Annotated in this window: 14 protein-coding genes and 1 riboswitch; of the genes, 11 read left to right on the forward strand and 3 right to left on the reverse strand. The window is 43.6% G+C overall.

The genetic code is table 11. The features are described from left to right. Positions 1 to 55 precede the first annotated feature (55 nt). Entirely contained in the window at positions 56 to 2299 is a 2244-nt protein-coding gene (locus tag DWW10_RS07330; RefSeq protein WP_022392935.1) for an inorganic phosphate transporter, read from the forward strand. 83 nt (positions 2300 to 2382) lie between these two features. On the opposite strand, the gene DWW10_RS07335 is transcribed toward DWW10_RS07330, so the two are convergent. After that, entirely contained in the window at positions 2383 to 3813 is a 1431-nt protein-coding gene (locus DWW10_RS07335) for a CCA tRNA nucleotidyltransferase (protein ID WP_022392934.1), read from the reverse strand. A gap of 310 nt (positions 3814 to 4123) precedes the next feature. On the opposite strand from DWW10_RS07335, the gene DWW10_RS07340 reads away from it, so the two are divergent. After that, entirely contained in the window at positions 4124 to 4954 is an 831-nt protein-coding gene (locus DWW10_RS07340; protein ID WP_022392933.1) for a hypothetical protein, read from the forward strand. Positions 4955 to 5054: 100 nt separating this feature from the next. On the opposite strand, the gene DWW10_RS07345 is transcribed toward DWW10_RS07340, so the two are convergent. Continuing rightward, positions 5055 to 5456 carry a response regulator gene (locus DWW10_RS07345; RefSeq protein WP_022392932.1) on the reverse strand — a complete coding sequence of 134 codons (402 nt, stop codon included), beginning with the start codon at positions 5454 to 5456 and terminating at the stop codon, positions 5055 to 5057. An 85-nt stretch (positions 5457 to 5541) separates the two neighbouring features. On the opposite strand from DWW10_RS07345, the gene DWW10_RS07350 reads away from it, so the two are divergent. The 6 genes from DWW10_RS07350 (at position 5542) to DWW10_RS07375 (ending at position 14856) form a co-directional block, all read left to right on the forward strand. Then, the gene (locus tag DWW10_RS07350) at positions 5542 to 7176 is read left to right on the forward strand and encodes an ABC-F family ATP-binding cassette domain-containing protein (RefSeq protein ID WP_118221318.1); all 1635 of its coding nucleotides are present in this window, start codon (positions 5542 to 5544) and stop codon (positions 7174 to 7176) included. A gap of 77 nt (positions 7177 to 7253) precedes the next feature. Continuing rightward, positions 7254 to 8642 (forward strand): FAD-dependent oxidoreductase, encoded by a 1389-nt coding sequence (locus DWW10_RS07355; RefSeq protein WP_022391969.1) that lies wholly within the window; start codon positions 7254 to 7256, stop codon positions 8640 to 8642. 61 nt (positions 8643 to 8703) lie between these two features. Next, positions 8704 to 9117, forward strand: a complete 414-nt coding sequence (locus DWW10_RS07360) for a DUF6769 family protein (RefSeq protein ID WP_021967327.1) — start codon at positions 8704 to 8706, stop codon at positions 9115 to 9117. Positions 9118 to 9191: 74 nt separating this feature from the next. Beyond that, positions 9192 to 10433, forward strand: coding sequence for an efflux RND transporter periplasmic adaptor subunit (locus DWW10_RS07365; protein ID WP_022391970.1), 1242 nt, complete (start codon positions 9192 to 9194; stop codon positions 10431 to 10433). Between the two features lie 99 nt (positions 10434 to 10532). Further along, positions 10533 to 13673, forward strand: coding sequence for an efflux RND transporter permease subunit (locus tag DWW10_RS07370; protein WP_118421257.1), 3141 nt, complete (start codon positions 10533 to 10535; stop codon positions 13671 to 13673). Then, the gene (locus DWW10_RS07375; protein ID WP_022391403.1) at positions 13651 to 14856 is read left to right on the forward strand and encodes a TolC family protein; all 1206 of its coding nucleotides are present in this window, start codon (positions 13651 to 13653) and stop codon (positions 14854 to 14856) included. The genes DWW10_RS07370 and DWW10_RS07375 overlap by 23 nt, the downstream gene beginning before the upstream one ends. Positions 14857 to 14950: 94 nt before the next feature. On the opposite strand, the gene DWW10_RS07380 is transcribed toward DWW10_RS07375, so the two are convergent. Beyond that, on the reverse strand, positions 14951 to 16192 hold the full coding sequence (locus DWW10_RS07380; RefSeq protein WP_118421287.1) for a serpin family protein: 1242 nt from the start codon (positions 16190 to 16192) through the stop codon (positions 14951 to 14953). Between the two features lie 102 nt (positions 16193 to 16294). Next, positions 16295 to 16497: riboswitch (cobalamin riboswitch) on the forward strand. 52 nt (positions 16498 to 16549) lie between these two features. On the opposite strand from DWW10_RS07380, the gene DWW10_RS07385 reads away from it, so the two are divergent. From DWW10_RS07385 to DWW10_RS07395, 3 genes are read left to right on the forward strand one after another with little or no spacing between them, the layout of a single operon-like run. Next, entirely contained in the window at positions 16550 to 18562 is a 2013-nt protein-coding gene (locus DWW10_RS07385; RefSeq protein ID WP_022391335.1) for a TonB-dependent receptor plug domain-containing protein, read from the forward strand. A gap of 16 nt (positions 18563 to 18578) precedes the next feature. Next, positions 18579 to 19646 (forward strand): YncE family protein, encoded by a 1068-nt coding sequence (locus DWW10_RS07390; RefSeq protein ID WP_022391336.1) that lies wholly within the window; start codon positions 18579 to 18581, stop codon positions 19644 to 19646. 4 nt (positions 19647 to 19650) lie between these two features. Next, the gene (locus DWW10_RS07395) at positions 19651 to 20787 is read left to right on the forward strand and encodes an ABC transporter substrate-binding protein (protein WP_022391337.1); all 1137 of its coding nucleotides are present in this window, start codon (positions 19651 to 19653) and stop codon (positions 20785 to 20787) included. The last annotated feature ends 4 nt before the right edge of the window (positions 20788 to 20791 follow it).

Genomic DNA, 20791 nt, shown 5'->3' on the forward strand with positions numbered 1-20791 from the left:
ACTTCTCTGCAACACGGTTTCCGTTCCTTTGCAGCCAGAAATAAAATACATCATTATGGAAACTATTTATCTATGCATTGTCATCTTCCTGTTCGTCCTTGCGGTGTTCGACCTCATCGTGGGCGTCAGTAATGATGCGGTCAATTTCTTGAATTCCGCTGTCGGAGCAAAGGCAGCTTCTTTCAAAACCATGCTTTTTATTGCCGGAGTGGGCGTATTCATCGGGGCAGCAATGTCCAACGGCATGATGGACATTGCCCGGCACGGCATCTACCAACCACAACATTTCTATTTTGCCGAGATCATGTGTATCCTGCTGGCAGTCATGTTAACCGATGTTGTGCTGCTGGATGTCTTCAATACTATGGGGATGCCTACTTCCACTACAGTATCCATGGTATTCGAGTTACTGGGTGGTACCTTTGCCCTGGCACTTATCAAAGCGCACAGTAATGATGCAATCGGCTTGGGCGATCTGATTAATACGGACAAAGCCCTATCCGTTATCATGGGTATTTTCCTTTCCGTAGCCATCGCCTTCTTCTTCGGTATGCTGGTACAATGGCTGGCACGTGTCATCTTCACTTTCAACTATACCAAAAAGATGAAGTACAGCATCGGAATCTTCGGTGGTATCGCCGCCACTTCCATCATTTACTTCATGCTCATCAAAGGATTAAAAGACAGTTCATTCATGACAGCTGATAACAAGCATTGGATACAGGACAACACTGGAATGCTTATCAGCTGTTTCTTTATATTCTTCACCATACTGATGCAAGTGCTTCACTGGTTGAAGGTAAATGTTTTCAAAGTTGTTGTGTTATTGGGTACCTTCGCCCTTGCCCTCGCCTTTGCCGGCAATGACCTGGTCAACTTTATCGGTGTACCTCTTGCCGGATATTCTTCATTTATAGATTATACAGCCAATGGAGCAGGTGCAGGACCGGACGGCTTCCTGATGACTTCGCTTCTCGGTCCGGCTAAAACACCCTGGTACTTCCTCTTCGGTGCAGGTGCCATCATGGTTTACGCCCTTTGCACTTCTAAAAAAGCGCATAACGTTATTAAGACTTCCGTTGATCTCTCCCGCCAGGATGAAGGTGAAGAAAACTTCGGTAGTACCCCTATCGCCCGTACCCTGGTAAGATTTAGCCTTACATTATCCAATGGTATCTCCAAAATAATGCCTGAACGCAGCAAACGGTGGCTCGATACCCGTTTCCGCAAAGATGAAGCTATCATCGCAGACGGTGGCGCATTCGACCTGGTACGCGCTTCGGTAAACCTTGTATTGGCAGGCTTGCTCATTGCACTGGGTACTTCACTGAAACTTCCTCTTTCTACTACTTACGTAACTTTCATGGTTGCCATGGGTACCTCTCTCGCCGACCGTGCCTGGGGACGTGACACCGCCGTATTCCGTATAACAGGTGTGCTGAGCGTTATCGGTGGCTGGTTCATTACGGCCGGTGCTGCATTTACCATCTGTTTCTTTGTTGCTCTGATTATCCATTTCGGCGGCACGGTTGCCATCGTTGCCCTGATTGGCCTGGCGGTATTCTCTCTGATCCGCAGTCAGGTGATGTACAAGAAACGCAAAGCTAAAGAAAAAGGTAACGAAACCATCAAGCAACTGATGCAGAGTAGCAGTAACGAAGAAATTCTGGAACTGCTGCGTAAACATACCCGTGAAGAGTTAGTAAAGATACTGGCGTTTACCGAAGAAAACCTAGAACGTACCGTAACCGCATTCTTACACGAGAACCTGCGCGGATTACGTCGTTCCATGGGGTCTGTGAAATTTGAGAAACAACTCATCAAGCAAATGAAACGTACCGGCACTCTTGCCATGTGCCGCCTGGATAACAATACAGTATTGGAGAAAGGGCTTTACTATTATCAAGGCAACGATTTTGCCAGCGAACTGGTATATAGCATCGGACGCCTCTGCGAACCGTGCCTCGAACATATCGATAATAACTTCAAACCGCTGGATGCCATTCAGAAAGGAGAATTCTCTGATGTAACGGAAGACATCGTCTACTTGTTACAAGTCTGCCGCCATAAGATGGAGAATAATGATTATGAAGATTTTGAGAATGAACTCCGGAAAGCGAATGACCTGAACGGACAGCTATCGCACCTGAAACGGGAAGAATTGCAACGCATTCAGAGCCAGTCCGGCAGTATCAAAGTCAGCATGGTATACCTGACTATGATACAGGAAGCACAAAATGTTGTTACTTACACTATTAACCTGATGAAGGTAAGCCGTAAGTTCCAACTGGCTGAATAACAGAATATCAATTTCAGACATAACGAAATGAGCCCTGCAACGTTAGTTTTGCAGGGCTCATTTTATTTTTATCAACTCAGAAGTTAAGGACGTTTTAATCCCATTTTTGCTGCCCGTTCCATCATAAAAGCCCGTGCTGCTTCGTATTCATTGGGAATCACTCCATCCAGAATAGCATCTTTAATGGCACTTTTCAAAGCCCCTACTTCCCGGCAGGGTTCCAGATTGAAAGTTTCCATAATCTCCTCTCCACTGACAGGCGGCTGAAAATTGCGGACGCGGTCACGCTCTTCAAGGTCTTTCAATTTCTGGCGTACCAACTGGAAGTTATTCAGGAATCGCTGCTTACGCTCCATGTTTTTAGAAGTAATGTCAGCTTCACACAATGTCATCAAATCATCAATATCATCTCCGGCTTCAAAAAGAAGGCGACGCACAGCAGAATCGGTCACCACATCGTCTGCTATCACGATAGGACGCATATGCAGACTCACCAACTTCTGTACATACTTCATCTTTTCATTCATCGGCAACTTCATCTTCCGGAAAATCTCAGGAACCATCTTCTCACCAATGAAGTTATGATTATGGAAAGTCCAACCTGCACGAGGTTCCCAACGTTTAGTAGCGGGTTTGGCTATATCATGCAGCAGTGCAGCCCATCGTAACCAAAGATTATCCGTTTTACGACTGATGTTATCAAGTACTTCCAATGTGTGATAGAAATTGTCCTTATGTGCCCGCCCATTACGTGTTTCCACACCTTGAAGGGCAGCCAGTTCCGGAAAAATAAGGGACAACAAACCGGAACGATCCAGGTCTATAAACCCTTTAGAGGGAACCGGAGAAAGTATTATCTTATTAAGTTCGTCGGCAATACGCTCCTTGGAGATAATGGATATACGCCCACAGTTACGGCACAAAGACTCAAATGTAGTATCATCAATATAAAAGTTCAGCTGGGTGGCAAAACGGATACACCGCATCATGCGCAACGGGTCATCGCTGAACGTGATATCCGGGTCAAGAGGAGTACGGATCGTCTTCTCTTTCAGGTCTTCTATACCACCGAAGGGGTCTACCAATTCTCCGAACCGGCTCTGATTCAGGCAGACAGCCAATGCATTGATCGTAAAATCCCGCCGATTCTGGTCATCTTCCAATGTACCGTCTTCAACGATGGGCTTACGGGAATCGCGTTGATAAGACTCCTTGCGTGCACCAACAAATTCCACTTCTATACCACGGTATTTTACCTGTGCGGTACCAAAATTCTTAAACAGGGCTACGTGTGCTCCACGTCCCAGGTGTTTACCCAACGCTTCGGCCATCTCTATACCACTACCTACTACTACAACATCAATATCCTTAGAAGGGCGTTGCAGGAAAATATCGCGCACATATCCACCGACTACATAACATTCCAATCCTAATTCATCTGCTGTCTCGGATATCCGTTTGAATATATCGTCGCTGAAATGCTGTTTCAGTTCTTCTGCCGTCAATTCTATCATACTATACTTTTTAAAATAATTATTTAGTTTTCATCGGAGAAAGCATCCCTGTTTTTGGTCTATATTCCCAGCTTCTCCTCTCCCAATCCTTATCTGAACCCTATCATCTCCGTAGTAGCTCCGTGTCTATACACTTGGACTTGGTATGGAGTTGGTACGGACTTAATACGGAGTTGGTACGGCCCGGATATTAGATTGTTCTAAATTTCCGATATTTCCGGAAAACTAAAATACTATTTATATATTTTCAGAGTGCAAAGATACGGATATTATTTCTAATTTTGTCCTCACTAACAGAACAACAGTAATTATGAAGAAAGTGACACTTCTTGCGTGCCTCTGCTGCACGCTCTTATCTTGTGAGAATGTAGAGAAGAAAGCAAGTGAGAAACTGCAAACAGCCCGCGCAGCCTTCGAACGGGGAGACTTTAGCGAAGCGAAAATGCAAATAGACAGCATTAAGATACTATATCCCAAGGCTTTTGAAGCCCGTCGGGAGGGCATTGGATTAATGCAGCAGGTGGAACTGAAGGAGCAGGAAAAAACACTTGTTTACCTGGATAGCCTACTTCAACAAAAACAAGGAGAACTGGATGCCCTGAAGGGTAAATTCACTCTTGAAAAAGATGCAGAATACCAGAAGATAGGTAACTATCTGCATCCATCACAGGTAATAGAAAAGAACCTGCACCGTTCATACCTCCGTTTTCAGGTAAACGAAACCGGGCAAATGAGCATGACTTCCATTTATTGCGGTCCCAGCAATATTCACCATATAAGTGTAAAAGTAGTCGCTCCTGATGGCAGTTTTGCTGAGACTCCTGCTTCCAAGGATAGTTATGAGACCACCGATTTGGGAGAGAAAATAGAAAAGGCGGACTTCAAAATGGGAGAAGATGGTAATGTAATGGGATTCCTCTACTTGAATAAGGACAAGAATATCAAAGTGAACTATCAGGGCGAACGCCCCTACTCCACCACGATGACTCCGGCAGACCGCCAGGCATTGGCAGGGGTTTATGAACTGGCACAGATACTTTCATCCATCACTCAGATAAAGAAAGAAATGGAAGAGGCGAATCTGAAGGTAGAGTTCGTGAAACGGAAGATGCAGGAAAGAGAAAACAAGGAAATGGAATAAAGAATTTCCGAATTTTATAACATAAAGCGGAACAACCTCTTACGAAGTTGTTCCGCTTTCTATTATATTATAAATAAAATCCTTAAAGGGTTTCTTATACTTACCACTGTAATTGCGGCAGGAACTTGCTCAGGCAAGTACGCAATGCACTCAACGTAATGGGTTTCACCAATACTTCCGAGGCACCGGCAGCCATTGCATTTTCACGGTCGGCCGTAAAAGCATAGGCAGTCTGCATAATGATAGGAAGTTCTTTCTCTTCTTCGCGGATAATTTTAGTCGCTTCCAGACCATTCATGATAGGCATTTTGATATCCATAAGGATAGCAGCTGTCTTTCCACGGTTCTCTTTGAACAGATTAACCATCTCTTCACCGTTCTTTGCCCACAATATCTCGCATTTCTTGCCAATAATAGCTTTTATCAGTTTAAAGTTGCTATCATCGTCTTCCGCTACCAGTATCAGCGGACGGTAATCTTCTGACAAATTCCCTGTTTCCATGACCAATGTATTTTTGTTTAATGAGGCAAAGATATAAAAAATAATATAAATGTACTATCTTTGTGCCTCAATTTAAAAATAGAGTATGATTTCAATAGACGGACTGGCCGTAGAATTTGGCGGCACCACCTTATTCAGTGATATCTCCTTCGTTATTAATGAGAAAGACCGCATCGCCCTGATGGGAAAAAACGGAGCGGGGAAAAGTACCTTACTGAAAATTCTGGCAGGAGTACGCCAACCTACCCGGGGCAAAATTTCAGCACCCAAAGACAGTGTAATCGCTTATCTGCCGCAGCACCTGATGACGGAAGACGGACGGACTGTGTTTCAGGAAACAGCACAGGCTTTTTCGCATCTGCATGAGATGGAAGCAGAAATAGAACGCCTCAACAAGGAGTTGGAAACTCGTACCGACTACGAAAGCGACAGTTATATGGAACTGATTGAAACAGTTTCTGCCCTGAGTGAGAAATTCTACTCCATCGACTCCACCAACTATGAGGAAGATGTGGAAAAAGCTTTGTTAGGACTCGGCTTCACGCGCGAAGATTTCGACCGCCAGACCAGTGACTTCAGCGGCGGATGGCGTATGCGCATCGAACTTGCCAAGTTGCTGCTGCAGAAACCGGATGTGTTGTTACTGGATGAGCCTACCAATCACCTCGATATTGAAAGTATCCAGTGGCTGGAAGATTTCCTCATCAATAATGGTAAGGCTGTCATCGTCATCAGCCACGACCGCAAATTTGTGGATAACATCACTACCCGTACTATTGAAGTGACAATGGGACGGATTTATGACTATAAAGTAAATTATTCCAAATATCTGGAACTCCGCAAAGACCGTCGCGAACAACAGCAAAAGGCGTATGACGAACAGCAGAAGTTTATAGCCGAAACCAAGGAATTCATCGAACGCTTCAAAGGCACTTATTCCAAAACTCTGCAAGTGCAGAGCCGCGTAAAGATGCTGGAGAAACTGGAACTTCTGGAAGTGGATGAAGAAGATACTTCGGCATTGCGATTGAAATTCCCGCCATCACCACGCTCGGGTAACTATCCTGTAACCATGGAAAACGTAGGTAAAACCTATGGTGACCATGTAGTATTCAAGAATGCTACGCTGACTGTGGAACGGGGAGACAAATTAGCCTTTGTCGGTAAGAACGGTGAGGGTAAGTCTACGCTGGTGAAGTGTATCATGAAAGAGATTGAGCACGATGGTACACTGACGCTCGGGCACAATGTACAGATCGGTTATTTTGCACAGAACCAGGCGTCTATGTTGGATGAGAACCTTACGGTATTCCAGACGATTGACGATGTGGCAAAAGGAGAAATACGTAACAAGATACGCGACTTGCTGGGTGCTTTTATGTTTGGCGGCCCTGAACAATCCATGAAAAAGGTGAAAGTGCTTTCCGGTGGAGAACGTACGCGACTTGCTATGATTAAGTTACTGCTGGAACCAGTGAACCTGTTGATTCTGGATGAGCCGACGAACCACCTGGACATGAAAACTAAAGATATCCTGAAGCAAGCTTTACTGGATTTTGACGGTACACTGATCGTTGTAAGCCACGACCGTGACTTCCTGGACGGACTGGTTACGAAGGTCTATGAATTCGGCAACAAGCAAGTGAAAGAACACCTGAGTGGCATCTACGAATTCCTGGAAAAGAAGAAAATGGAGTCGCTCCGCGAACTGGAAAGGTAAACGTTCCTTAACAGGGCTTCTGCAACTTTTCTTGCGTCATATTGTTTTATTTTCATAAACCTCTAACTACGAGAATAATGAAGCGATATGACGCAATAATAATAGGATTTGGCAAAGGTGGGAAATTACTGGCAGCCGAATTAGCCAACCGCAACTGGAAAGTGGCGGTTATAGAACGTTCCCCTGAAATGTATGGTGGAACTTGTATAAACGTAGGATGTATCCCTACTAAAACCATGATACACGAAGCAGAGTTTGCTGAACGTATCTATCAGGACGACTATATAAAACAATCCAAGTTATATTCCCTTGCCCTGAAACGCAAAGATAAGTTGGTCACGTTCCTACGGGAGAAGAATGTCGAGAATCTGACAGGTAACCCTAATATCACATTGTATGACGGAACCGCTTCTTTTGTATGCGAAGATACGGTGAAAGTAACTCTTACACCCGGAAAGGATGAAGAGTCTTTCGAACTGGAAGGAAAAGAAATATTTATCAATACCGGTTCTACACCTATCCTGCCGGATATAGACGGATTAAGAGATAGTAAATATGTATATACCAGTGATACACTGCTTCATGCAGATGTTCTTCCCCAACATTTACTAATCATAGGCAGTGGTGCCATCGGACTGGAATTCGCAACCATGTATGCCGGATTCGGCAGTAAGGTCACTATCCTGGAAGCCGGTAAACGTTTTCTGCCGAAAGCAGACCGGGAGATTGCCGAATACATGCAGGAAAGTTTAAAAAGGAAAAATATAGAGATACGCCTGAATGCCCGTGTGCAGTCATTGCATGATACAGCAGACGGTATTACAGCCGCCTATACGGATGCCTCGGACGGTACACCCTATTTTCTGGAAGGAGATGCCCTGCTCATTGCAACAGGCCGTAAACCGATGATGGATGATCTGCATCTGGAAAAAGCCAGAGTGCAAATCAATGCACAGGGAGCAATAGTTGTAAATGAACAATTACGCACTACTGTACCACATATCTGGGCTTTGGGAGATGTGAGAGGTGGAGAAATGTATGATTACCTTTCCATCGATGACTCCCGCATTATCCTGAACCATTTATTCGGTAACAAGGAACGCTCTATCGACGACCGCAATCCTGTGCCTTACGCCATCTTCACAGATCCCCCGATGGCACATATCGGTCTGACAGAGGAAGATGCTGTGAAACGGGGTTATCCCATCAAGATTTCACGTTTGCCAGCCTCAGCTATTCCGCGGGCACGTACTTTGCAGAATATGGATGGAATGCTAAAAGCTATCGTAAATACGGATACAGAGAAAATTCTGGGCTGTTCCCTTTTCTGTATAAATGCACCGGAGCTTATCAATCTGGTAGCATTTGCCATAAAGACCGGACAGAAATCTTCTGCTTTACGTAACTTTATATTCACCCATCCCAGTATGAGTGAAGGTTTAAATGGATTATTCAAGGCTTTTTAATAACTAACATTTGGTAATTAAGTCGTTAACCTCTATCTTTGTCCGCAATTAGAAAATTAAGATGCAGAAGAAACGGTATATAACATTTTTCCTAATGTTCATCAGCATGGTTATGCTGGTAGTACCGGTTATTCCTCACCACCACCACAACAACGGGTTGATATGCATGAAGAATGATATAGCTCCCGATTGTTGCGGACAACAACACAACTCGGATAACGAACATTGCTGTTGCGATACGGGATGTGTAACGACTCATTTCTTCCAGCAAACTCCCAGTTCGGACAATGGATGGGCACATCCGGACTTTCCGCTGGTTATTACACTGTTTTCCGAACCACTCCTCAGATTATTAGTCCTGCCCGAAGAAAGCGGGCAAAGACAGGACTGCATATATCAGGAGTCACTTCATGGCACGTATCTTACACGTGCCACAGGACTTCGCGCACCTCCGTGTGTTCTTACTTTATCGTAAAGTCTGCAACTTTATTGCAGGCTTTTATCTCTAATTTTGCACACAGATAAAAGTAAGAACATAAAAATATCATCATGAAAAAAATTCTTTTTATGGGAGTCATGGGTCTATTCCTATTGGGTTCCTGCAATAGTAAATCCGGCGACGGACACGAAGGTCATAATCATGAAACAGAAAAGCATGAGCACGAAGGTTGTGATCATGATCATGAGGGCGAAGACCACAATCACGAAGGTGACGAACACAACCACGATGGACATGACCACGGTGAAGTAGCAGCAGCCGGACATAGTGACGAAATCATTCTGCCGCCCGCCAAGGCGCAGGCTGCCGGAGTAAAATCCAATGTTGTAGAACCGGGAATTTTCCATCAAGTTATAAAAACCAGCGGCCAGGTAATGGCAGCACAAGGAGACGAAAGCGTTGCTGTAGCAACAGTGGCAGGTGTAGTAACTTTCCGTGGAAAAGTTATCGAGGGCATGAGTGTCAGCAAAGGTACACCGCTGGTTATATTGTCTTCTAAAAATATGGCGGATGGTGACCCTGTAGAACGGGCACGCATCGCTTATGAAGTATCCAAAAAAGAATACGAGCGTATGAAATCCCTTGTAGGAAATAAGATTGTTTCTGAAAAGGATTTCGCTCAGGCTGAACAAGCGTATGAGAATGCACGTATCAGCTACGAAGCCGTAGCCAAAAACAGTTCGGCAAGCGGACAAGCCGTGGTTTCCCCCATCAGCGGATATGTAAAAAGCCTGTTAGTGAAAGAAGGCGATTACGTAGCGGTGGGACAACCGTTAGTCAGCATTACGCAAAACCGCAAATTATTCTTGCGTGCTGACGTTTCAGAGAAATATTACCAATATCTTCGTACTATCGGTTCTGCTAACTTCTGCACTCCTTACAATAATAAGGTATACACATTGAAAGACTTAGACGGACGTCTTCTCTCCTATGGCAAGGCTTCGGGCGGAGACGGTGGATATTATGTACCTGTAACCTTTGAATTTGACAACAAAGGTGATATCATCCCCGGTTCGTTTGTAGAAATCTTCTTATTGTCTTCCCCTATAGAAAATGTAATATCCCTGCCCCATTCAGCATTGACTGAAGAGCAAGGCAGTTTCTTTGTCTACCTGCAACTGGATGAAGAAGGATATAAGAAACAACTCGTCACTCTTGGAGCCGATAACGGTGAAAGCGTACAAATTCTCTCAGGTGTAAAAGCAGGAGACCGCGTGGTAACCGAAGGAGCTTATCAGGTGAAACTGGCAAGCGCTACAAATGCGATACCGGCACACAGTCACGAACACTAAAGATTATGATGAATGATAAATTATGAATTATGAATTGACCGCGCCATCACGCCGTGAGGTAATTCATAATTAATAATTCATAATTAATAATTAAATCACATGTTAAACAAGATTATACATTTCTCACTTCATAACCGCATCCTGGTGCTTGTGGCCTCGGTGTTGTTACTGATAGGCGGAACTTACACCGCCATGCACACGGAAGTGGACGTATTTCCAGATCTCAATGCACCTACGGTTGTCATCATGACTGAGGCAAACGGTATGGCGGCAGAAGAAGTGGAACAACTCGTCACATTTCCTGTTGAAACAGCAGTGAACGGTGCAACAGGTGTGCGCCGCGTACGTTCTTCATCTACCAATGGATTTTCAGTAGTATGGGTAGAATTCGATTGGGATACGGATATTTATCTGGCCCGACAGATTGTAAGCGAGAAGCTGGCTGTTGTAAGCGAAAGCTTACCTACCGGTGTAGGTAAACCAACACTGGGTCCACAATCGTCCATTCTGGGCGAGATGCTGATTATCGGTCTGACTGCCGACTCTACCTCTATGCTTGACCTGCGTACAATAGCTGACTGGACCATCCGTCCACGCTTACTCTCTACAGGCGGTGTGGCACAGGTAGCGGTACTGGGTGGTGATATAAAGGAATATCAGATACAATTAGATCCGGAACGGATGCGGCATTACGGCGTTACGTTGAATGAGATTATGACCGTGACCCGTGAAATGAATCTGAACGCAAACGGTGGTGTGCTATATGAATATGGCAACGAATACATTGTACGTGGAGTACTTTCTACCGATCGGGTAGATCAACTGGCACGTGCTGTGGTACGTGGTGGAACCGCTTCGGGCAGTGCTCCTATTCTGTTGGAAGACATTGCAGACGTACACATCGGAGCAAAATTACCCAAACTGGGTACAGCATCGGAACGGGGTAAAGCTGCCGTATTGTTGACTGTAACCAAGCAGCCGGCCACCAGCACGTTGGAATTAACGGATAAACTGGAAGCATCCCTGAAAGATTTACAGAAAAATCTGCCACCGGATGTAAAGGTCAGCACAGATATTTTCCGACAAAGTCGCTTTATCGAAAGCTCCATCGGAAACGTACAGAAGTCCTTGTTCGAAGGAGGTATCTTCGTGGTGATTGTACTATTCCTGTTCCTTGCAAATGTACGTACAACAGTGATCTCATTGGTTACACTACCACTTTCATTGATTACTTCACTGGTGACGCTGCATTATATGGGATTCACAATCAACACAATGAGTCTCGGTGGTCTTGCCATCGCTATCGGTTCGTTAGTGGATGATGCCATTGTGGACGTGGAAAACGTATATAAACGACTCCACGAAAACAAGTTGAAACCTGTGGAAGAACGACTTTCCATATTGGAAGTGGTATTCAACGCATCGAAAGAAGTACGTATGCCTATCCTGAACTCTACGCTGATTATCGTAGTTAGTTTCGTGCCGTTATTCTTCCTCACAGGTATGGAAGGCCGCATGCTGGTTCCGCTGGGTATTGCGTTTATTGTAGCATTGGCTGCTTCTACGGTAGTGGCACTGACGGTTACACCGGTACTTTGCTCTTATCTTTTGGGAAAAGACAAGAAGAAGGAAGAGAAAGAAAGCAGTGACTCGTATGTAGCACGTAAAATGAAACAATGGTATGGCGCTGCACTGGCTTTCGTACTGGGACATAAGAAGATTGTATTGGGCAGTACTATCGGTTTGTTCGTAGTAGCCTTGGTATGTTTCTTCACATTAGGCCGTTCGTTCCTGCCACCTTTCAACGAAGGTTCGTTTACTATCAACATATCTTCTTTGCCGGGTATCTCGCTGGAAGAAAGTGACAAGATGGGACATCGTGCAGAGGAATTGCTACTCAGTATTCCTGAAATACAAACCGTTGCCCGCAAGACCGGACGTGCCGAACTGGACGAACATGCACTTGGAGTGAATGTTTCCGAAATAGAAGCTCCGTTCGAACTGAAAGACCGTTCACGTAGTGAAATGGTTGCTGAAGTACGTGAGAAGTTGGGTACTATCGTAGGAGCAAACATAGAAATCGGACAACCTATCAGTCATCGTATCGATGCTATGCTTAGCGGTACGAAAGCAAACATTGCTATTAAACTGTTTGGTGATGACCTGAACCGCATGTTTACTTTGGGTAATGAAATCAAAGGTGCCATCCAGGATATCCCGGGCATTGCCGACCTGAATGTGGAGCAACAAATAGAACGTCCTCAGCTTATCATTTCGCCCAAGCGGGAAATGTTGGCTAAGTTTGGTATCTCATTACCGGAATTCTCTGAGTTCGTGAATGTCTGCCTTGCAGGCGAAACCGTATCACAGGTTTACGAACAAGGCAAAAGTTTTGACCTCACTGTACGTGTACGTGATGACCTTCGCGACGAAATGGAGAAGATACGCAACTTGATGATAGATACCAGCGACGGAAAGAAAATACCATTGAACTACATCGCCGAAGTGCGTTCTGCAATGGGACCGAATACTATCAGCCGCGAGAACGTGAAACGTAAAATTGTGATCTCTGCCAATGTTGCCGACCGTGATTTGCGCAGTGTGGTGAATGACATTCAGGCTCGCGTGGACAAAGACATCAAGTTACCGGAAGGATATCACCTGGAATATGGCGGTCAGTTTGAAAGTGAACAGGCGGCAAGCCGCACCTTATTACTCACATCGCTGATGAGTATTGCAGTGATCTTCTTACTGCTTTATCATGAATTCCGCAGTGTCAAAGAGAGTGCAATTATACTTATCAACCTGCCATTGGCATTGATTGGTGGTGTGTTTGCCTTGCTGATGACAACCGGAGAGGTGAGTATTCCGGCTATTATCGGGTTCATTTCACTATTCGGTATCGCTACCCGAAACGGTATGCTGCTGATCAGCCACTACAATCATTTACAACAGGAAGAGGGAATGAATGTGTACGACAGCGTGATTCGTGGTTCAATGGACCGTTTGAATCCGATTCTGATGACAGCATTGTCTTCTGCTCTTGCACTTATTCCGCTGGCACTGGGAGGTGATTTGCCGGGTAATGAAATTCAAAGCCCGATGGCTAAAGTTATCCTTGGCGGTCTTTTAACTTCCACCTTCTTGAACGGTTTCATCATTCCGATTGTTTATCTGATGATGCACCCCCAAAAACAACCATTAACAATATCAAACAATGAAACGAATTCTTATATTTAGTTTTATCACTTTTTTCCTATATGCGGAAATGCGTGCCCAGTCGGTCGACATAGACGAAGTGCTGCACCGCATTGAAGCGAACAATAAGGAGCTGCAGGCCAATGCGCAACTTATCACTTCACAGAAATTGGAAAACAAATCAGAGAACAATTTGCCTGATCCCACTCTCTCGTATGCCCATTTATGGGGTTCGGAAGATAAGAGTGAGACGATAGGTGAACTTGTTGTTTCCCAAAGCTTTGATTTCCCTACCTTATATGCCACACGCGGAAAAGTAAACCGACTAAAAACCGGTGCGCTTGATGCACAGTCTGCCGCTTTCCGTCAACAATTGCTGTTGCAGGCTAAGGAGCTTTGTTTCGATATCATCATGTTACAGCATCAGCAAGTGATTCTGGATGAGCGTATGAAACAGGCTGAGGAACTCTCCGCATACTACAAGAAGCGTCTGGAAACAGGTGATGCCAATGTATTGGAAACAAACAAGATCAATCTGGAATTACTGAATGTACGTACAGAGTTCCGTGCTAATCAGACTGCACTTGATAATGCCTGGAAATCCCTCCTTGCACTCAATGGAGACCAGTCTTTGCAAGACAATGAACTGAGCAGTTTCCGCTCCATCAATGATTATCCGTTGCCGCTTCTTCCTAACAACTATGAACAGTTACGTTCGGAAGTGCTGGCAGCCGATCAGACTTTGCTGTCATTGAGTAGTGAAAGTGCTGCTGCCCGCAAACAGATTTCTGCAAGCAAGCAAGGCTGGTTGCCTAAATTGGAACTGGGATATCGCCGTAATACTGAATCCGGTACTCCGTTCAATGGGATTGTAGTGGGTTTTTCTTTCCCACTGTTTGAGAACCGCAATAAGGTGAAGATAGCCAAAGCACAATCTCTGAATCTCGATTATCAGAAAGAGAACGCTACTTTCCAAGCTGAAGCGACCTTAGCAAAACTGTACAGTGAAGCACAATCATTGCAAACCTCCATACAGGAATATAGGGAAGCATTCAGTTCACAACAAGATCTTGCATTGCTGAAACAAGCCCTTACAGGTGGACAGATCAGCGTGATAGAATATTTTGTAGAAGTTTCTGTGATTTATCAAAGCAAGCAGAATCTGCTTACTTTGGAAAATCAGTATCAGAAGGTGATGGCGCAGATATACAAGAGTAAACTGTAAGAATATATTCTTGCATTATAAAAGTAAAACGAAGAATCAATTCCTTCAATTGTTAGAGTTGATTCTTCGCTTTCTTTATGAATAGCATAATAAATTATAGTTTCGTAATCTTTCCCATAAAGAGTATGGCTCCCGTACTTTTTTCCTTAATCATAAAAGCAAAAGGACGATTCACTAAGAAGGGAATGGGAGAAGAAGGACCGACAGAATTTTCGAACATTCCTCCCACTGTAACCGCAGCGGCTTCGGTACCTTCCTCATCTACATTTATATAAGTAAACTGTTGTAGAAGACCAATATATAACTCTGCATCGGATATATTGGTAAACTTTGCTTTATTGGGATCAAAAGCATCCTTCATCCCCATAGTTATCATGTCCTCTTCCAGCTTTTTGTCATATTCTACTTTAAAACGAGGAAGTTTAACTTGTAACTCTTTTCCTGTCATATTCTTACTCCACTGTTTCCAATTCTCATAATTCAGGCTGGATAAACTTTCATCCAAGATCTTATCTCCGGATGGTAACAATATCACCATACTAAAAGCTTCGTTACCATAGGGTAATTCTGCAATAGAGAAATCATCAGTCTGAGTGTAATTGAATGTTGCGGTCTGGTTCATCATAGCTACTTTCTGTTGATCGCCGTCAGTATTGGTAAAGTTCTCTTGTCCAGTAGCCGACTTATCAAACTGGCTTTTCCAGATACCTTTAAAATAAAGTGCATTAATCAGATACATACGAGCATCCACAGGCATTTCCTGAATAACCTCCTTTATACAATTATTAGTCTGATTCGCGCACCATTGGTTTATCACATCTTTGGCTGTCGGAGATGTAAAATCAAGTTCCTGTACTTGGGCATCGTACATTTTCTTATTCACATCAATAAAAGAGTCGTAAACCTTAAAACCTTCCTTTATCCAAATAGAATTGGCTATTCCGAGTTGGGTAGTATTATCCAGATCCAATAAAACTGAAGTTAATTTTTGATTATAGTTATTCAGCTCATCAAGAGAGAAAGTAGTAGCAGGGAAGCCTAATACATCCTGCATCTCGGCAAGCGTATTATCAGTGGCCCCATTCGTAATCATGGATAAGCAAAGGGATGCACTCAATGGAGATACAAAAACATTAGGTTTCTCCTTTTCGGTACTGCACACCTGATAGAAGAAACGGAAAGCAAAGTCTGTACCTTTGTCCATTAAATCTTGCTCTGCACGGGTGAGATTGATGTCTTTACGTGGTTTAGGTTCAGGTTGAGAAGGGGTCTCATCATTCTGACAGGCTGCGAGGATACCGAGTAGGCTTAGCGCAACAATAGTTTTCTTTAGCATAAGCATTATAGTATTAGTTTTCTATTAAGTTACTCTGTTAGAATAAATGCATAAATTTATGAAATACTGCATCCTATAATAAATAAAACATAAATCTTTTCTATCTTTGCCCCTCGGTTTTGTTGGAGTATGCTTTTCAGTATGCTTCATGAAAAGGGAATTGGGTGTAACTCCCAAACAGTCCCGCTGCTGTGAACTCAAAGTCAAAGATTTACCAAACACCTATGCCACTGCCGGTATTCGCACGGTGGGAAGGCGGTAAATCAGGAGTAAGTCAGAAGACCTGCAAAACCTATCATTCCTTATGTCTTCGAGGAAAGGACATGAGATGTATATAGTTTTTATAGCATTTTGTTTATGATAAGAGATAATCTATGTCGGTATGCCCGGCTACGGTTTTATTTGTCTTGCTTTGTATGTTGGCTTTGTGTCAGCCTGCAAGCACAACAAGTGGGAGACTCCATTACTGGAAAAGTGCATGCCATTCCGGAAGTGAGGATAAAAGGGCGGCGTGTGCCACCGGCTCTCTCAGCAACCGCCCCGCTCCAACAGATGAAGAAAACAGATATGGAACGTTTGGGAGTATCGGATGTGGCCGATGCAGTTCGTCATTTCTCGGGAGTCAGCGTTAAGGATTATGGTGGAATTGGTGGATTAAAGACTGTTTCTGTACGCAGTTTGGGAGCACAACACACAGCGGTCAGCTATGATGGAGTAACTGTCAGTGATTGTCAGTCAGGTCAGGTAGATATCTCCCGTTTCTCGTTAGACAATGTTTCTGAACTGGCACTCAGCATTGGTCAGAGTGATAATATTTACCAGACAGCGAAGATGTTCGCCTCTGCCGGTGCTTTAAGTATCGAAACTGCACGTCCGGATTTCAGTGATAGACCTTTCCAGTTGCTTGCAAATATGAAAACCGGTTCTTACGGGCTTGCTAATCCTTCTCTATTTTATGCTCAGAAATTAAGTAACCGTTTCAGTCTTTCTGCCTATGCTGATTATTTACGGGCTGACGGTAACTATCCTTTCAAAATGTGGAATGGGAATAAACTGATTGACTCTAAACGAAACAATAGTGATATAGAGACTTATCGGGCAGAATTAAATTTGTTTGTAACTCTGAATGAGAAACAGGATTTGAAAGCCAAAGTTTATCTCTTTGATTCGGAAAGAGGGTTACCCGGCGGAGTGATTTATGACAATCCATATGCTGCCGAAAGACTATATGACCGTAATTACTTCGGCCAATTGAAGTATGAGAACCGATTCTCTGAGAAATGGAAGCTACAAGCAAGTGGAAAATTTAACTTCAGCTGGAACCGGGACTATAATAATGAATCTTCCGGTATTACAGACAATCGTTTCCGCCAGACTGAGACTTACTTATCCGCGACCTTATGGAGCGAACCAGTGAAAGGGTTATCTTTCTCATTAGCACAGGATTTCGCCTATAACTATTTGTCAACGACTTTACAGAACAATCAATATCCGGAACGTTTCACCTATTTAACAGCAATAGCCACACACTATAAAAGCAACCGATTTTCTGCTACCGCTTCCCTGCTGAATACTTATATTACAGAGAATGTACGGACAGGAAAAGCTGCTGCAGACCGTAAACGCCTTTCCCCCGCTGTCAGCCTGTCGTGGAAACCTTTTGATTTTGGTCTACGTTTCAGAGCTTCATACAAAGATATCTTCCGTACGCCGACATTCAATGATTTGTATTATCTGGTAATTGGCAACCATAATTTAAAGCCTGAAATTACCCGACAATTCAATGTAGGTATAACGTGGAGTTCTACTTCATTGGAATTTATCGACTATCTAAGCCTTTCAGTAGATGCTTATTATAATCGGGTGAAAGATAAAATCGTAGCAGTACCCACTATGTTTATCTGGAAGATGATGAATTTAGGTAAAGTCGAAACCATTGGTACGGACATTAACCTAGCAATTGAAAAAGAATTAGCAGAACATTATAAGTTATATCTCACAGGAACTTACAACTTCATGCAAGCGGAAGATATTACCGACCGTAATTCTAAAATATGGCGGAATCAGATTATATATACTCCGAAACATTCAGGTTCAGGAAGTCTGACTTTTGAGAACCCATATGTCAACCTGACTTATAACATAATGTACGCTTCGGAACGCTATTCGATTGCCCAAAACATTCCGGAAAATCGTATTAAATCTTACACTGACCACAGTATATCACTCTCGCATACCTTTAAATGGAAGAAGCAGTCTCTACGCATACAGCTGGATGCCTTGAACCTGAGTGATAAGAACTACGAAATAGTCCGCTTCTACCCGATGCCCGGACGCAACTACAAAGTAACAATCAACTATAAATTATAAACTAAAAACAGAAACTATGAAGAAGTATTGGTATAAAACCGCCATGCTGGTTATGGCATTAGGAGCATTTACCGCATGTAGTGATGATGACGGACCAAAAATTCCGGAAGGACCTATAGCGCCTGTTAATGGAGCATATGTTATTAATACAGGAAACTGGGGAGAGAATAATGGTACTATACAATGGTATGACAGGGATCTAAAGACAGTTAGTGCAGACTTGTTTGCAGCTGCCAACGGAGCAGGTATCGGCGATGCACAAGACTTGTGTATATACGGTTCTAAAATCTATATCACATGTACCAATTCTGCCAAGATTGAAGTGGTAAACAGAGCTGACTTTACCCGCATCCAGACTTTGGCTCTCTCTAATGGCGTACAACCCATCAATCCACGATACATGACAGCTACCGGAGGAAATGTTTATTTCACCGCATATGATGGCACCGTATCACGCTTGGACACCACGAGCCTCTCCATCACCGGAAAGATAGAAATAGGAGATCATCCGGAAGCATTGACTTCTGCAAATGGAAAACTTTATGTAAATCTGTCAAACTATAACGGAGATGGCACCGGCAAATACGTGGCAGTTGTCGATATCGCTACTTTCAAGAAGACAAAAAACATAGAAGTACTTCTCAATCCTTATGATGTTTGTACAACCGGAGAAGACGGAAAGGTATATTTCATTTCATGTGGAGATTTCAGTGGAAATCCAGCTCAGACCTTGCAATGCATCGACCCGCAAACAGATCAAGTTACGGAAATATGTCCGGCCAGCAAAATGGCAATGAAGGATAACAAGATTTACATCATTTATGCAGAATATTACGAAAATGCTGCTCCTAAAAGCATTTCTGTATATGACATGAATACCAAACAAACTACGCAGTTTGCCAACTACAGCGATTTCTCCAATCCTGGTAATATTGTAGTCGACCCGGCTACAGGAGATGTAATTATCATCGATCAACCTTTCTCTGTTCTCAACGACATATATGTTTATGGTAGTGACGGCGTACTCAAAAAGAAATTGGAAACCGGATACTATACCACTAATATGCGCTTTGTAACTGAATAACAGCATGAAACAAATTTCTTTCTTTCTAACCCTTTGGGTGACAGTGTTACTTCTTTCCGCCTGTGGCGGAAAGAACAGCACTGCTTCCGGTTCTGCACAAGGAGACACCATCCCGCTGCACTACTCCTCTAATCTTTCTCTGATAGATTACGAAGATTACATCGTTGCGCAGCTACGCAATCCCTGGGATACAGCAAAGATACTACACACCTATGTATTAGTAGACAAAAACCAGCCGTTACCCCAAGAACTGCCTCAAGGCACCCTTGTCCGAACTCCACTTAGTAAAGCCATCATTTACTCATCCGTTCATTGCAGCTTGCTGAAAGACTTTGGTGCTTTGAATAGCATCGGTGGCGTATGCGACTTGAAGTATATCAAACTACCGGAAATAGAGGAGGGATGTCGAAACGGAACCATCGCTGATGTAGGTGATGGAATGAATCCCAATATTGAGAAAATCATAGACTTGCATCCCGATGCCATCCTCCTTTCTCCTTTTGAAAACAGCGGTGGATACGGACGCGTAGAGAAACTGAATGTACCCATCATTGAATGTGCCGACTATATGGAAACCTCTTCATTGGGACGTGCCGAATGGATACGTTTCTACGGTTTATTATTTGGCAAGAAAACAGAAGCAGATGCTATGTTTGCTGCGGTAGAAAGAAACTATAAGGATTTGCAAGAATTAGTAAAGCCTATCTCTTTTGCCCCCTCCGTGATGTGTGATCTGAAAACAAGCTCTACCTGGTACACTCCGGGTGGTAACAGTACCATCGCCAAACTATACTCTGATGCAGGTGCCAACTATATTTTCAGAGAAGATACACATAGCGGCTCACTCCCCTATCCTTTCGAAGTTATCTTTGAGAAAGGTCAACAAACGGATTTCTGGCTGATACGCTACAATCAACCCGTAGATAAAACATACGGAGAACTTGAAAAAGAGTTTGCCCCTTATGCAGGTTTCCGTCCCTTCAAAGAACGGAATATCTACGGATGCAATACTAACCGGGTTCCTTTTTATGAAGAAACACCTTTCCATCCGGACTGGTTATTGAAAGATTTAATTAAGATATTTCATCCTTCACTGTTGGAGGGGTATGAACTGAGATATTACAATAAATTAGCAGAGTAAAATC

Origin of the sequence: Bacteroides intestinalis, assembly GCF_003464595.1 — a bacterium.
Classification (GTDB): Bacteria; Bacteroidota; Bacteroidia; order Bacteroidales; family Bacteroidaceae; genus Bacteroides; species Bacteroides intestinalis_A.

Excerpts from the sequence above, each read along its gene's own strand:
- DWW10_RS07390 (WP_022391336.1), top strand. The coding sequence starts at position 18,579 with ATGAAGAAGTATTGGTATAAAACCGCCATGCTGGTTATGGCATTAGGA.
- DWW10_RS07365 (WP_022391970.1), top strand. The coding sequence starts at position 9,192 with ATGAAAAAAATTCTTTTTATGGGAGTCATGGGTCTATTCCTATTGGGT.
- DWW10_RS07345 (WP_022392932.1), bottom strand. The coding sequence starts at position 5,456 with ATGGAAACAGGGAATTTGTCAGAAGATTACCGTCCGCTGATACTGGTA.
- DWW10_RS07340 (WP_022392933.1), top strand. The coding sequence starts at position 4,124 with ATGAAGAAAGTGACACTTCTTGCGTGCCTCTGCTGCACGCTCTTATCT.
- DWW10_RS07335 (WP_022392934.1), bottom strand. The coding sequence starts at position 3,813 with ATGATAGAATTGACGGCAGAAGAACTGAAACAGCATTTCAGCGACGAT.
- DWW10_RS07350 (WP_118221318.1), top strand. The coding sequence starts at position 5,542 with ATGATTTCAATAGACGGACTGGCCGTAGAATTTGGCGGCACCACCTTA.
- DWW10_RS07330 (WP_022392935.1), top strand. The coding sequence starts at position 56 with ATGGAAACTATTTATCTATGCATTGTCATCTTCCTGTTCGTCCTTGCG.
- DWW10_RS07385 (WP_022391335.1), top strand. The coding sequence starts at position 16,550 with ATGATAAGAGATAATCTATGTCGGTATGCCCGGCTACGGTTTTATTTG.
- DWW10_RS07355 (WP_022391969.1), top strand. The coding sequence starts at position 7,254 with ATGAAGCGATATGACGCAATAATAATAGGATTTGGCAAAGGTGGGAAA.
- DWW10_RS07375 (WP_022391403.1), top strand. The coding sequence starts at position 13,651 with ATGAAACGAATTCTTATATTTAGTTTTATCACTTTTTTCCTATATGCG.
- DWW10_RS07370 (WP_118421257.1), top strand. The coding sequence starts at position 10,533 with ATGTTAAACAAGATTATACATTTCTCACTTCATAACCGCATCCTGGTG.
- DWW10_RS07395 (WP_022391337.1), top strand. The coding sequence starts at position 19,651 with ATGAAACAAATTTCTTTCTTTCTAACCCTTTGGGTGACAGTGTTACTT.
- DWW10_RS07360 (WP_021967327.1), top strand. The coding sequence starts at position 8,704 with ATGCAGAAGAAACGGTATATAACATTTTTCCTAATGTTCATCAGCATG.
- DWW10_RS07380 (WP_118421287.1), bottom strand. The coding sequence starts at position 16,192 with ATGCTAAAGAAAACTATTGTTGCGCTAAGCCTACTCGGTATCCTCGCA.